12 protein-coding genes are annotated in these 13,745 nt (G+C 70.3%); 9 read left to right on the top strand and 3 right to left on the bottom strand.

Annotated features, from left to right (window positions below; genetic code table 11):
• Positions 1-133 precede the first annotated feature (133 nt).
• From OHA19_RS06955 to OHA19_RS06925, 7 genes are all read left to right on the top strand, one after another.
• On the top strand, positions 134-1,150 hold the full coding sequence (locus tag OHA19_RS06955; RefSeq protein WP_405749680.1) for a LacI family DNA-binding transcriptional regulator: 1,017 nt from the start codon (positions 134-136) through the stop codon (positions 1,148-1,150).
• Positions 1,147-2,754 carry a sugar ABC transporter ATP-binding protein gene (locus OHA19_RS06950; protein ID WP_405718663.1) on the top strand — a complete coding sequence of 536 codons (1,608 nt, stop codon included), beginning with the start codon at positions 1,147-1,149 and terminating at the stop codon, positions 2,752-2,754. Before OHA19_RS06955 ends, OHA19_RS06950 begins: the two co-directional genes overlap by 4 nt.
• Positions 2,744-4,717 (top strand): substrate-binding domain-containing protein, encoded by a 1,974-nt coding sequence (locus OHA19_RS06945; protein WP_405718665.1) that lies wholly within the window; start codon positions 2,744-2,746, stop codon positions 4,715-4,717. The genes OHA19_RS06950 and OHA19_RS06945 overlap by 11 nt, the downstream gene beginning before the upstream one ends.
• 76 nt (positions 4,718-4,793) lie before the next feature.
• Positions 4,794-5,720, top strand: a complete 927-nt coding sequence (locus tag OHA19_RS06940; protein ID WP_405718667.1) for a ribokinase — start codon at positions 4,794-4,796, stop codon at positions 5,718-5,720.
• On the top strand, positions 5,717-6,106 hold the full coding sequence (gene rbsD, locus OHA19_RS06935; RefSeq protein WP_405749679.1) for a D-ribose pyranase: 390 nt from the start codon (positions 5,717-5,719) through the stop codon (positions 6,104-6,106). Before OHA19_RS06940 ends, rbsD begins: the two co-directional genes overlap by 4 nt.
• A 156-nt stretch (positions 6,107-6,262) precedes the next feature.
• Positions 6,263-7,222, top strand: coding sequence for a RimK family alpha-L-glutamate ligase (locus OHA19_RS06930; RefSeq protein ID WP_405718672.1), 960 nt, complete (start codon positions 6,263-6,265; stop codon positions 7,220-7,222).
• Positions 7,219-8,061 carry a RimK family alpha-L-glutamate ligase gene (locus tag OHA19_RS06925; protein WP_405749678.1) on the top strand — a complete coding sequence of 281 codons (843 nt, stop codon included), beginning with the start codon at positions 7,219-7,221 and terminating at the stop codon, positions 8,059-8,061. Before OHA19_RS06930 ends, OHA19_RS06925 begins: the two co-directional genes overlap by 4 nt.
• Here OHA19_RS06925 and OHA19_RS06920 read toward each other — a convergent pair.
• The 3 genes from OHA19_RS06920 to OHA19_RS06910 all read right to left on the bottom strand — a co-directional run bounded on the left by OHA19_RS06920 (position 8,049) and on the right by OHA19_RS06910 (position 12,488).
• Positions 8,049-10,196, bottom strand: a complete 2,148-nt coding sequence (locus tag OHA19_RS06920) for a UvrD-helicase domain-containing protein (protein ID WP_405749676.1) — start codon at positions 10,194-10,196, stop codon at positions 8,049-8,051. The genes OHA19_RS06925 and OHA19_RS06920 overlap by 13 nt on opposite strands.
• 45 nt (positions 10,197-10,241) lie before the next feature.
• A complete protein-coding gene (locus OHA19_RS06915) occupies positions 10,242-11,834 on the bottom strand; it encodes a serine/threonine-protein kinase (RefSeq protein ID WP_405749675.1) in 1,593 nt (530 codons plus the stop codon).
• 174 nt (positions 11,835-12,008) lie between these two features.
• On the bottom strand, positions 12,009-12,488 hold the full coding sequence (locus tag OHA19_RS06910) for an ATP-binding protein (RefSeq protein ID WP_405718682.1): 480 nt from the start codon (positions 12,486-12,488) through the stop codon (positions 12,009-12,011).
• A gap of 143 nt (positions 12,489-12,631) precedes the next feature.
• Here OHA19_RS06910 and OHA19_RS06905 point away from each other — a divergent pair, with 143 nt between their 5' ends.
• Complete coding sequence (locus tag OHA19_RS06905) at positions 12,632-13,489, top strand: helix-turn-helix domain-containing protein (RefSeq protein WP_405721993.1); 858 nt, start codon at positions 12,632-12,634, stop codon at positions 13,487-13,489.
• A complete protein-coding gene (locus tag OHA19_RS06900; protein ID WP_405718685.1) occupies positions 13,486-13,740 on the top strand; it encodes a DUF397 domain-containing protein in 255 nt (84 codons plus the stop codon). Before OHA19_RS06905 ends, OHA19_RS06900 begins: the two co-directional genes overlap by 4 nt.
• Positions 13,741-13,745 lie beyond the last annotated feature (5 nt).

Below are 13,745 nucleotides of genomic sequence, written 5' to 3'. Positions count from 1 at the left end.
GATCCGGTCTCGGACAGCGGGTGGGGTCTTGTTTCCGGCCGTGTAATCGTTTCCAATCTTCCGTGTAATCGATTCCACGGGTTCGGCCCGCTGGTTTCGAGGCTCACGGAAACCACAAGGAGGTGGTCCGGACATGACGAGCATCAAGGACGTCGCGGCTCAGGCAGGGGTCTCTGTCGCCACGGTCTCCCGTGTTCTCAACAGTCATCCCTCCGTCAGCCCGGACGCGCGGACCCGGGTCCGCGCCGCCGTCGACGCCCTCGGCTACCGGCCCAACGCCGTCGCCCGTTCGCTGCGCACCGATCAGACGCGCACCCTCGGCCTGGTCATCAGTGATGTGCTCAATCCGTACTTCACCGAACTGGCCCGCTTCGTCGAGGAGGAGGCCCGCGCCCTCGGCTACAGCGTCATCATCGGCAACGCGGACGAGCGGCCGGAGCTGCAGGACCACCACGTCCGCGCGCTCCTCGACCGAAGGATCGACGGGCTCCTCGTCTCTCCCGCCGACGGCGACTCCCCGCTGATGGCGGACGTGGCACGGGCCGGAACCCCGATGGTCTTCGTGGACCGCTGGATGCCCGGAGTCGACGTCCCCGTCGTACGCGCCGACGGCCGCCACGCGATCCGGGACCTGGTCGCCCATCTGCACGCGCTGGGCCGCCGCAGGCTCGCGATCATCGCCGGCCCCGCGGCCACCACCACGGGCGACGAGCGCGTCGAGGCCTTCCGCGAGGCGCTGCGCGCGTACGAGCTCGACCTGCCCGAGGTCTACATCGGCCAGGGCGACTTCCAGGCGGACAGCGGCCGGCGTGTCACCGAACGCTTCCTGGCGCTCCCCGAACCGCCCGAGGTCGTCTTCGCCGCCGACAACCTGATGGCGCTCGGCGCGCTGGACGCCATCCGCGCCGCCGGCCTGCGCGTCCCGCAGGACATCGGGCTCGCCGCCTTCGACGACATCCCGTGGTTCGTCCACACCGACCCGCCGATCACGGCGATCGCCCAGCCGACCGGCGAACTCGGCCGCGCCGCCGTCCGCGCACTGGTCGACATCGTCGAGGGCCGGTCCCCGCAGTCCGTCACCCTTCCCGCCCGCCTCGTCGTACGCCGTTCCTGCGGCGAGCCCGCTTCGGACCAGAGGAGCAACTTGTGAGCAAGCCGGACGAGTTGCTGCGCATCGAAGGCGTACGCAAGACCTTCCCCGGTGTGGTCGCGCTGGACAGCGTGGACTTCGACCTGCGCAGCGGCGAGGTACATGTCCTGCTCGGCGAGAACGGAGCGGGCAAGAGCACCCTCATCAAGATGCTCTCCGGTGCCTACCGCCCGGACAGCGGGCGGATCTTCGCCCGAGGGCGCGAGGTACGCATCCACGGCGCGCAGGACGCCGAACGGCTCGGCATCGCCACGATCTACCAGGAGTTCAACCTGGTGCCCGATCTGACGGTGGCCGAGAACATCTTCCTCGGCCGTCAGCCGCGCCGTTTCGGGATGATCGACCGGCGCCGCATGGAGGCGGACGCCGAGGTGCTGCTGCGCCGGGTCGGCCTGCACGTCTCGCCGAAGGCCAAGGTCCGTGAACTGGGCATCGCCCGGCTCCAGATGGTGGAGATCGCCAAGGCGCTCAGCCTGGACGCACGTGTCCTGATCATGGACGAGCCGACCGCGGTCCTCACCTCGGAGGAGGTCGACAAGCTCTTCCGGATCGTGCGGCAACTGCGCGAGGACGGGGTCGGGGTCGTCTTCATCACCCATCACCTCGAAGAGATCGCGGCACTCGGCGACCGGGTCACGGTGCTGCGCGACGGCCGGAGCATCGACCAGGTGCCGGCCTCGACGCCCGAGGCGGAACTCGTACAGCTGATGGTGGGACGCAGCATCGACCAGCAGTACCCCCGTGAGCGCCCGGACACCGGCGATGCGCTGCTCTCGGTGCGCGGTCTGACCCGCAACGGCGTCTTCCACGACATCAGCTTCGAGGTGCGCGCGGGAGAGGTGGTCGGCCTCGCCGGTCTCGTCGGCGCGGGCCGCACCGAGGTCGCCCGCGCCGTCTTCGGCGCCGACCCCTACGACGGAGGCACCGTCGACGTGCTCGGCGAGCGGCTGGCCAAGCACGACGTCACGGCCGCTATGGGCGCCGGAATCGGCCTCGTCCCCGAGGACCGCAAGGGGCAGGGCCTGGTGCTCGACGCCTCGGTGCAGGAGAACCTCGGGCTGGTCACCCTGCGCTCGGCGAGCCGCTCCGGGCTCGTCGACCTCAAGGGGCAGCGTCTGGCCGCCGCCCGGATCGCAAAACAGCTCGGCGTACGGATGGCGGGTCTCGGCCAGCACGTCCGTACGCTCTCCGGTGGCAACCAGCAGAAGGTCGTCATCGGCAAGTGGCTGCTCGCCGACACCAGAGTGCTGATCCTCGACGAGCCGACCCGTGGTATCGATGTCGGCGCCAAGGTCGAGATCTACCAGCTCATCAACGAACTGACCGCATCGGGTCACGCGGTCCTGATGATCTCCAGCGATCTGCCCGAAGTCCTCGGCATGAGCGACCGTGTGCTGGTCATGTCCCAGGGCCGGATCGCCGGAGAGCTCCCCGCACACGAAGCCACTCAGGACGCCGTGATGGCCCTCGCCGTGAGCGCGGCCCCCACGACCGCGTCCCCAACACATCCACCTGCAGACCTGACAAACCTGGCAGACCTGACCGGTTCGACCGGTCCGACCGATCCGGCAGTGAACGAAGAGGAGAGCCCTCGTGGCCACTGACACGCTCAAGAGCAATACGGGCGCCAGTGGCGCCGCAGGGCGCACGGTCCGCCGGCTCCTGCTCGACAACGGCGCTCTGAGCGCGCTGGTGGTACTCCTGGTGGCGATGTCGCTGCTGTCCGGCGACTTCCTGACCACGCAGAACCTGCTGAACGTCGGTGTACAGGCCGCCGTCACCGCGATCCTCGCGTTCGGCGTCACCTTCGTCATCGTCTCGGCGGGCATCGACCTCTCCGTCGGCTCGGTGGCCGCACTCTCCGCGACGGTCCTCGCCTGGTCGGCCACCTCACAGGGGCTGCCGGTCTGGCTGGCGCTCGTCCTCGCCGTCGTCACCGGCATCGCCTGCGGCTTCGTCAACGGGGCACTCGTCTCGTACGGCAAACTGCCGCCGTTCATCGCGACCCTGGCGATGCTGTCGATCGCGCGGGGTCTGTCCCTGGTCATCTCCCAGGGGAAGCCGATCGACTTCCCCGGCTCGGTCTCCGTGCTCGGCGACACGCTCGGTGGCTGGCTGCCCGTCCCCGTCCTCGTGATGGTCGTGATGGGACTGATCGCGGCGCTGATCCTGGCCCGTACCTACATCGGCCGTTCGATGTACGCCATCGGCGGCAACGAGGAGGCGGCGCGGCTCTCCGGGCTGCGCGTCAAGCGGCAGAAGCTGGCCATCTACGCCCTCTCGGGGCTCTTCGCCGCCGTCGCGGGCATCGTTCTCGCGTCCCGTCTGACCTCCGCGCAGCCGCAGGCCGCGCAGGGGTACGAGCTCGACGCGATCGCCGCGGTCGTCATCGGCGGCGCCAGCCTCGCCGGCGGTGTCGGCAAGGCGTCCGGGACGCTGATCGGTGCGCTCATCCTCGCCGTGCTGCGCAACGGGCTGAACCTCCTCTCCGTTTCGGCCTTCTGGCAGCAGGTCGTCATCGGTGTCGTCATCGCCCTCGCGGTGCTGCTGGACACCGTCCGCCGCAAGGCCGGATCCGGAGCCGCCGTACCGGGCGGTTCGTCCGCCGCGCCTGGCTCGCCGGGATCCGGCCGCAAGGGGGCGGGCGCGGTCAAGTTCGGCATCGCCGCAGTGTGCGTGGCTGTCGTCGTGGGCGGGGTGTCCTACTTCAACTCCGGCCCCTCCGGCGGCAACACCAAGGTGGGCATGTCGCTCTCCACGCTCAACAACCCCTTCTTCGTACAGATGAAGGCGGGCGCGCAGGCGGAGGCGAAGGCGGCCGGTGTCGACCTCACCGTCACCGACGCACAGAACGACGCCTCGCAGCAGGCCAACCAGCTCCAGAACTTCACGAGTTCGGGAGTGAAGTCGATCATCGTCAACCCGGTGGACTCGGACGCGGCGGGCCCGGCGGTCCAGGGCGCCAACAAGGCGGACATCCCGGTGGTCGCCGCCGACCGGGGGGTCAACAAGGCGCGGACCGCAACGCTGGTGGCCTCCGACAACGTCGCAGGTGGCAGGCTTGCCGCCAAGGCACTGGCCGATCGGCTCGGCGGCAAGGGCAGCATCGTCATCCTGCAGGGGACGGCCGGCACCTCGGCCAGCCGGGAGCGCGGTGCGGGCTTCGCCGAGGGCCTCAAGGCGTATCCGGGCATCAAGGTCGTGGCCAAGCAGCCGGCGGACTTCGACCGCACGAAGGGCCTGGACGTCATGACCAACCTGCTCCAGTCCCAGCCCGGGATCACCGGTGTCTTCGCCGAGAACGACGAGATGGCGCTCGGTGCGGTCAGGGCGCTCGGCAGCAAGGCGGGCAAGTCGGTGTCCGTCGTCGGATTCGACGGAACGCCGGACGGCCTGAAGGCGGTCGGAGCAGGCACGCTGTACGCGTCCGTGGCCCAGCAGCCGAAGGAACTGGGCCGGATCGCGGTGCAGAACGCGGTGAAGGCCGCGGAGGGCAAGAAGGTCGACAGCATGGTGAAGGTGCCGGTCAAGGTCGTCACCAAGAACAACGTCGCCGATTTCTCCTGACGCCGACGGCGAGTGAGCGGGTCCCGCCAGGACCCGGCGGGACCCGAGCAGTGCCTGAGCACGGAAAGCAGGAACCATGCACGAGAGCGAACACGATCACGACCGGTACGACCTGCTGGTCGTGGGCTCCGCCAACGCCGACCTGGTCGTCGGCGTCGAACGCCGCCCCGCCGCCGGTGAGACCGTGCTCGGCTCCGATCTGGCCGTCCACCCGGGCGGCAAGGGCGGGAACCAGGCGGTCGCCGCCGCCCGTCTCGGGGCTCGCACGGTACTGCTGGCCCGGGTGGGCGACGACGCGCACGGCCGACTGCTGCTGGAGTCGCAGAAGGCGGCGGGCGTCGAGACCGCCGGTGTCCTCGTGGGCGGGGCCCCCACCGGCGTGGCGCTGATCACCGTGGACCCCTCGGGTGACAACAGCATCGTGGTGTCCCCGGGGGCCAACGCCCGCCTCACCCCGGAGGACGTCCGGGCGGCCGGCCCGCTGTTCGATGCGGCCCGGGTCGTCTCCGTGCAGCTGGAGATCCCGTCGGAGACCGTTGCCGAGGTGGCCGGTGCGATGTCGCCCGGCAGCCGGCTGGTGCTGAACCCGTCCCCGCCCGCGCCCCTGCCCGACCGCGTGCTGGCCGCCTGCGACCCCTTGGTGGTCAACGAGCACGAAGCGCGCTACATGCTGGGCGAGGGCGCGGGCGGCACGCCCGAGGAGTGGGCGCGAGCGCTGCTGGGCCTCGGCCCGCAGTCGGTCGTGGTCACGCTGGGGGCGGCGGGAGCGCTCGTCGCGGACGGCCGCACGGGCGATGTCGTACCCGTACCGAGCCCCAGGGTCGAAGCCGTGGACACGACCGGGGCGGGTGACGCCTTCACGGCCGCTCTGGCCTGGCGGCTCGGCCTGGGCGAAGGGCTCACGGAAGCGGCCGCGTTCGCCGTGCGGGTGGGGGCGGCGGCCGTCACGAAGCGGGGCGCGCAGGCATCCTTCCCGACCGCACAGGAAGTCTCCGCGCTGTGAAGAAGGCAGGAATCCTCAACCGCCATCTCGCCGGAGCGCTGGCCGAGCTGGGCCACGGCGACGGCGTACTGATCTGCGACGCGGGCATGCCCATTCCGGCCGGCCTCCGTGTCGTCGATCTGGCCTTCCGGGCCGGTGTCCCGTCGTTCGCCGAGGTGCTCGACGGGCTGCTGGACGAACTGGTGGTGGAGGGCGCGACAGCGGCCCACGAGGTGCGGGAGGCCAATCCCGGGGCCGCCCGTCTCCTGGAGGAGCGCCTCCCGGCACTGGCCCACGTACCCCACGACGAACTGAAGGTCCTCTCGGCGGACGCCCGGCTGGTGGTGCGGACGGGGGAGGCGAGGCCGTACGCGAATGTGCTGCTGCGGTGCGGAGTCTTCTTCTGAAGGAGACTGCCGGCGAAGGGACACTCCATCAGTAACCCACGGCCGAGGTTGCCTTGGGGCGGACGTGACGTAGCGTTGCCCTTTTGGTGGTGTTCTAAGGAGCACCGCGCGGCACCGTTGTGCCCCATCTGCTGTGGGGCACCGAGGGGTTTTGGGATGAAGCTATGCTTCCTCGTCGAAGAGCTGTACCGGCATGACGGCATGCCGCTCGACGTCGTCCGGCAACTGACGTCGTGGGGGCACCAGGTGGATGTGGTGCGCCCCGGCGGTTCACTCCTGCGGATCTCGGAGGAGGTGCGGGCGGGGACCCACGACGCCTGGGTACTCAAGACCGTGTCCGGCGGTCCCGGGCTCACTCTGCTGGAGGCCGCGGCGGCGGTGGGCCTGACCACGGTGAACGACGCGCGTTCGATCCGCGCGGTGCGTGACAAGGTCCTCACCTCGGTCATCGCGCGACAGCACGGGCTGCCGGTCCCGGTCACCTATTCGGCACCGAGGGCCACGCTGTTCGCGGATGTGCCCGACGAGCTCTTCCCCCTGGTGGTCAAGCCCGCCGACGGCAGCTCGGGGCGCGGGGTGCGGCTGGTGTCGGACCCCGGGCGGCTGGCGGAGGCGGAGCAGGCGGACGAGGGCCAGCTCATCGCACAGCCCTACGTGTCCAATCCGGGCTCCGACCTGAAGGTCTACTGTCTCGCCGGTGAGTTCCACGCGACCGTGCGCCGCTCCCCGCTCCACCCGGACGCGTCGGTCGACGAGAGGGCCGTCCCCCTGTCCCCGGAGGTCGCCGCGGCGGCGGCGAAGGTGGGAGCGGTCTTCGGCCTCGATCTGTACGGCATCGACGTGGTGCTCGGCCCGGACGGCCCCGTGATCGTCGACATCAACGACTTCCCGAGCTTCCGCCAGGTGCCGGACGCCGCGTCCCGGTTGGCCGGAGCCGTCCTGGAGCTGGCCAGGACGGGCGGCGCCGGCCGGACGGGCGTGCTCGCTGCCGCCCCGCGCGTTCCCGTGCAGCCGCAGGCCGCCCGCGAGCGCTCCCATCCGCACCCCGTCGCCGGACTTGGTCTCGGCATCGAAGCGGACATGGTGGCAGCGGTGCCCGAAGGCGCGCAGATATGAGGGTGTGCCTGCTGACCGACAAGCCGGATCATCCGCTGCTCGCCGCGGTCGCTTCCGCGCTGGCCGAGGCGGAACACCGGGTGACGTTCCTGGACCCGGACACCGGAGCCGCGTCCCCGTCGCAGCTGGTGGCCCCGGACGATCTCGCCGATGTCTACCTCCTCAAGGCCCATACACCCCGGGCACTGGCGCTGGCCCACTTCCTCGAAGCGCTCGGCGCCCGGGTGGTGAACTCCGCTGCCGCGACGGAGCTGTGCCAGGACAGGAGCCGGATCGCCGCCGTGGCGGAGGACGCCGGCCTGCCGATGCCCCGGACACGGACCCTGGACGCGCTGTCCGAAGCCCTCCACGGGGCGGATCCGGCCGAGAGCGGCTATCCGCTCATGGTCAAGAGCCGCCACAGCCGACGCGCGGACCTGGTCGCCCGCGTGGACGGCCCGGACGGGCTCCGGGACCTGGCGTCGAAGTGGTCCGACGAGCCCGTCGTCCTGCAGGAGTTCGTCGCGAACAGCGGCTGGGACCACAAGCTGTGGGTGATAGCGGGAGAGGTGTTCACGGGGGTACGTCCCGCCCCGGTGGGCGCACCCCCGGACGGCGCGCGGCCCGCGCCGCTGGTCCGCGACCTGCCGCCGGACTGGACCCGGCTCGCCCTCCGTACGGGGGACGTCTTCGGCCTGGATGTCTACGGTGTCGACCTGCTGGACCGCGAGGGGGCGCCCGTCATCGTCGACATCAACGCCTTCCCGGGCATCCGCGGCCCGAAAGGCGCCCCCGAGGCGCTGGCAGCCCTGGCACTGAAATGTCCCGGCCGCCCAGCTCGGCACGCCTACGGTGTCTGACACACCCCGGCCTCCACCAGGAACTCGCTCGGCGCGCCCGACCACGACACATGCAGTCCGTCGCGGGCCCGCGTGCACGCGACGAACAACAGGCAGCGCTCCGCCAGCAGGTCCGATTCGTGCTGGAGCCGGTCGATGTCGGCCGGGGTCACCGCACGCGGATACGGCAGCGCACCCTCGCGCACGCCGATGACAGCGACGCACCGGAACTCCAGCCCCTTGAAGGAGTGCATCGTGCCGACCTGTACGGCGTCCGCCCCGGAGGGCGCATCGCCGCGCAGGCGCGCGACAGGGATGCCCGCGGCCGTGAGCCGCTGCACAGCCTTGTCGCAGTTCTTGTTGAACCGGGCGCTCACCCCGATCTCGCCCGGAGAGATCCCGCTGTCGAGCCAGCCACGGACGCGTGCGACGAGTGCGTCCAGTTCGGCTTCTTCCGATTCCGCCCCGTACGCCTCGGGTCCCTTGCCGTGCAGGGCCGAGCGATAGCCCAACAGGGTCTCGTTCGCGGAGTCGTCCGCCAGCTGGTCGAAGGGCCGGCCGACGAGCAGGGCGGTGGACCAGGAGAGGATCTCGTGCGTGGAGCGGTAGTTCTTGCGCATCTTCGCCGACCGGCCGGTCACCTTGATCCCGACGGCCTTCAGCGACACCTTCGAGTCGTAGATACGCTGGTGGGGGTCGCCCGCGATGAAGAGATCGTCGGGACGGGCCGGAGCCGCCGCACGCAACAGCCGCCACTGCGCGGGGTGCAGGTCCTGTGCCTCGTCGACGACCACGTGCCGGTATCGCGGACCACCGGCCTCCAGCAGATCCGCTGCCTCCGCGCACGTGTCGAGGTAGGTGCGAAGCCCATCGGCGGCGAGCCGATTGCTGAACTCCTCGATCGTGCGCCACACCAGCGCGCGGGCCGACGTGGGCAGCCCGCTGCCGCGTCCGCGCCGCTCGCAGCTCTCGTATTCGTCCAGGGTCCGCAGATTCTGCGCGAGGACGACGTGCTTGTACTCCTGCCCGAGAAACTGCGCAGTGCCGGTGAACCCGGTGGCCTTCGCGGCCTGCGCCCACCGAGTCTCCTCCTCGCTGCCCCGGAGCGGCCGCCGCGAGGTGGACACGACGCGGCCCGCGAACGCGTCGACGGTCATGATGTCCACTCGGTCCCGCAGCGCTTCGTCCTCCACCAGGGTGGCGAGCCCGGTCCGCAGCGCGCCCACCAGTGTGTTGGTGTACGTGGTCATCAGAATGCGGTCGCCGTCGCGCAGGTACCACAGCAGATGGCGCACCCGGTGCAGAGCGACGACCGTCTTGCCCGTTCCGGGACCGCCGGTGACCTGTGCCGGCCCGGAGTACGAGGCCCGGTAGGCGACCTTGTGCTGGGAGGGGTGCAGAAAGACCCGCCAGGCCGCGAAAGGCTTGTCGAGGATGTCGCGCAGCTCCTCGGACGCGGTGACGAGTGCGATCCGGGTCCTGGTGCGGTGGATGGCGGTCGCGAAGTCGCCGGTGTCCACGGGCGTGGTGTCGGCGGGTGAGGCGGAGAGGCTGACGGACACCACGTCCCGCCACACCTCCTCCACGGTGAAGCCTGCCGCGAGATATTCGAGGACTTCGCGCTGGTCCTGCGGGAAGTACGGCGCGAAGACCTCCAACTGTTCGGGTTCGGTGAGGGCACGGGCCTGGCGCAGGGTGGTTTCGTCGATGCCGAGCGCCACCAGGTCCCCGTCGGACACCTTCGCGAACAGCCGTCGGTCGGGAGCGGGCGCGATGCTCTCGTACACAGGGGTGAGCTCGTCGAGCATCGCGATGTCGCGGATCTCGACGGCCCGGGTCACGGTGTTGATGCTGGCCTTCTGCTTGACGGCCCAGTCGATCGCCTTGTCGTGCGGCATCACGCGCAGCAGTACGTAGGTGTCGCCGCTGTCGGGTGCGAGGACGACACCCCGCGTCCCCTGGTCGATCCGGATGGTCCGGATATGAGGATCACGGGCTCGCTTCAGACTCTCCAGCTTCAGCCCGGGATCCTTGAACAGCTGGTCCAGGGTGAGGCGTTCGAACTTCTCCCACGCGTCGAACACCCCCTGCTTGACGCTGCCCTGGAGCTTGCCGAGCTGGGCGCAGAAACCGATGTCGAACGCGAGATGAGGCATGGGGCGGACTCTCCGGGAAAGCGGGCGGAACGGGGAGGACGAAGGTCAGGTGGCCGGACCGTCGAGATCGAGGCCTATCAGAGCCAGCGCCTCGCCGACCTCTTCGGTCATCTCGTCGCCGGGTCCGAAGACCAGACACAGGTCGTCGTGCAACGGCCGAAGAATCCGATGGGCCTCGACCGCCTGCCCCTGGGCGAGCAGCAGCATTCCGATGTCGCGGCGCAGCTCGACGGCTTCCTCACTGAGATCGCCGTCGACCGTTCGTACGACGTCGAGGAGGCCACGCAGCGCGGCGAGTGCGTCGGTGACCTGGCCGAGTTCGGCACGGCACCGCGCGGCCTGGGCGCGGCAGGCGCGTGCGGGCTCGCCGGTGGGGCCGTTGGTGCGAGCGTAGGCGTCCGCCAGAGCGTCGAACTCGGGCAGAGCCGCCCGGTAGTCTCCGCCGAGCAGTTGGATCGCGGCCCGGCGGGTCCGCAGCTCCAGGACCTTCCGGCTCTCCGCCCCGAGGGCGCGTGCGGCCGGCTCGATGATCTCTCCCAGCACCTCGGCGGCCTGCGCGAACCGTTCCTCGTCCAGGAGCGCGTCGGAGTGTGCGTACGCCTCGTCGATCTCCGCACGCAACTGCGCGGGCACGGGTACGGGCGCGGCTTGTCCGGCAGCCGGGTCGGCGGCCACCGGCGCGGACCGGCCCGCACCCGCGCGGGCGCGGGGCGCGTACGGGTTGCGGAAGAGTCCGGTCGGGTCGGGCACCCCCGCCGGTCCGGCCTCGCCGGGCCCAGGTGTCCGGCCGGGCGGCGGCAGGAACGGCCGCAGCCGCTCGTACACCTCCTGCACATCGGCGGGCCGGGCCTCGGGCGCCTTGAGCAGCAGATGCAGGACGAGGTCCTCCAACTCCTGCGGCACCTCGGGACGCAGCACCCGCAGCGGAGTGGGAGCGGCGTTGACGTGCTGGTACATCACCATGTACTCGCTGTCCGCCGTGAACAGCAGGCGTCCGCCGAGCAGTTCGTGCAGCACGCAGCCGAGGGCGTACAGGTCGGTCTGCGGAGTGGTGCGCCCGCCGCGCACCTGCTCGGGCGCCATGTACTGGTAGGTGCCGATGGGGGTGCCGGTCGCGGTCAGCTTGGTGACGTCGGTCCGCAGGATTGCCGCGATCCCGAAGTCGAGGACCTTCACCGTCCCGTCGCGGGCGACCAGGATGTTGCTGGGCTTGAGGTCGCGGTGGATGACCGGTACCTCGTGCGCGTACGACAGCACGGTGGCGACCTGCGCCGCCACCGCCACCGCCCAACTGACCGGAAGCAGTCGATCCGGATGGATGTACGCGGACAGGGAGACCCCGTCCACCAGCTCCATGACCAGGAACAGCCGCTCGTACGTGTCGTCGAGCACCGCGTCGTACACCTGGGGCACGCCGGGGTGCTGGATCCGTGCGGTGATGCGGGCCTCACGGCGGAAGCGCTTGGCGAACTCCTCCGCCAGCTGCGGCGAGCCGCCGACGGCCTGCTGCCGGATCAGCTTCACGGCGACGGGCCGGTCGAGCACGGCGTCATAGCCGCGCCACACGTCCCCCATGCCGCCGTTGTCGAGCGGCTCCAGAAGCTCGTACCGGCCCGCGATCGGCTGCTGTTGCGGCACATTGCCCCCGTGTGTGCGTGCGCTGGCCGGTGCGCGCTGCTGGACCGGCTTTCGGCGTGGTGGAGCGCAAGTGTCCCTGGTGGGGCGATCTTCAGTCCAGCGACGACGGCCCGGATGCGCTCGGGGCGCCTCTTTCCGGTCACGGGGCGCCCGGGGCAGGGGGCGCCGGCCGTTCTACGGCGAGGGCTCCGCCACAACGCCCACCGAGCACACGGCCCACACCGTCTTGCCCGGCCCGTCCGCGCACGGATACCAGCCCCAGCGGTCCGCGAGCGCGGCCACCAGGAGCAGGCCGCGGCCTCCGATCGAGGAGTCCGACGGGTCGGTGAGGGCAGGAACCTTCTCGCCGCGGGTGTCGGTGACCTCGACGCGGACGGTGGAGCCTTCGGCGGACAGCAGCAACCGGAAGTCGCGGCCGGGCACGAGGCCGTGACGTACGGCGTTGGCGCTCAGCTCGGCGACGACCAGCGTCACCGTGTCGTGGGTGTCGCTGCCGTACGGGATGCCCCACGCGTCGAGCCGCTCACCGGCCAGGCGCCGGGCGAGACGGGCACCGCGCGGTGTGGAGCTGAAGCGCATCGAGAAGTGGTGCCAGGGGAACCGGGGTTGGTTGGTGCGAAGGGGGCGCACGGGGAGTGGCGAATTGCTGGTCATGGCTCCACGGTGCCGTTCGGTGGCGTAGCGTGACCAGAGGTGACGCGCCGTCGCGGGCTGCTTGTACGCGGGGGCGTTCGGCTTGTACGTGCGTGGGACAGGCGGTGGCGATGACGGTGACGCGGGGCGATACGGACGGGGACATGGGGTCGGGTTCCATTTCGGGCTTGGGTGTGGAGTCCGGGAAGCAGCCGGAGGACGAGCCGGGGTCCGGGGTGATGGCCGCGTTCGGACGGCAGTTGAAGCTGTTACGTCTGCGGGCAGGGCTGGACCGGACGGAGTTCGGGAAACGGGTGGGCTACGCGGCACAATCCGTCGCGTCGTTCGAGCAGGGGCGGCGGATTCCGCAGCCCGAGTTCATCGACAAGGCGGACACGGTGCTGGAGGCCGGGGGCTTGTTGCTGGCCCTGAAGGAGGAGGTTGCGCGGGCGCAGTATCCGCCGTTCTTCCGGGACGCAGCGCGGTTGGAGGCCAAGGCGCTGGAGCTGTTTCTGTACGCGGTTAGCGCCGTCCCCGGACTTCTCCAGACTGAGGAGTACACCCGCGCTCTGCTCGCGATGCGGCGGCCACTTCTGGACGAGGACACGATCGAGCAGCGTGTGTCAGCGCGTGTCGCTCGACAGGAGATTCTCAATCGGTGGCCGGCCCCCTTGATGAGCTTTGTGATCGAGGAGGCCGTTCTACGGCGGCCGTTCGGCGGAAGGCCAGTGCTGCGTGGAGTCCTTGAGCAGATTCTGCTTGTCGGTCATCAGCGCAGCGTCGAGATTCAGGTCATGCCGACCGACCGCGAGGACAACGCCGGACTGGATGGGCCGTTCACCCTGATTACTCGCAAGGGCGGAGACCAGATTGCATACCTGGAGGTGCAGGGGCGCAGCATCCTGCTGACGGACAGGGATGAGGTGCGCTCCGTAGCGGCGCGCTATGGGATCATCCGATCGCAGGCTCTCACTCCGCGGGAGTCGTTGGGATTCATCGAGAAGTTGCTGGGAGAACTATGAACACCACCGATACTCCTACCACGCGGGAGCTGGCTTGGTTCAAGAGCAGCTACAGCGGGGCCGAAGGCGGCGAGTGCGTGGAGGTCGCCTGGCGCAAGAGCAGCTACAGCACCGGCAATGGCGGTGAATGCGTGGAGTTCGCCGCTGCGGCCACGCACGTGCACATCCGCGACTCGAAGCAGCTCAGCGGCCCCATGCTGACCGTTGGACCAGGAGCATGGGCCGGATTCATCGGCCTCGTCGCCGGTTGAGGCAC

Origin of the sequence: Streptomyces sp. NBC_00012, from assembly GCF_045040875.1 — a bacterium.
Lineage (GTDB): Bacteria > Actinomycetota > Actinomycetes > Streptomycetales > Streptomycetaceae > Streptomyces.
This window is presented reverse-complemented; position numbering and strand designations above follow the sequence as displayed.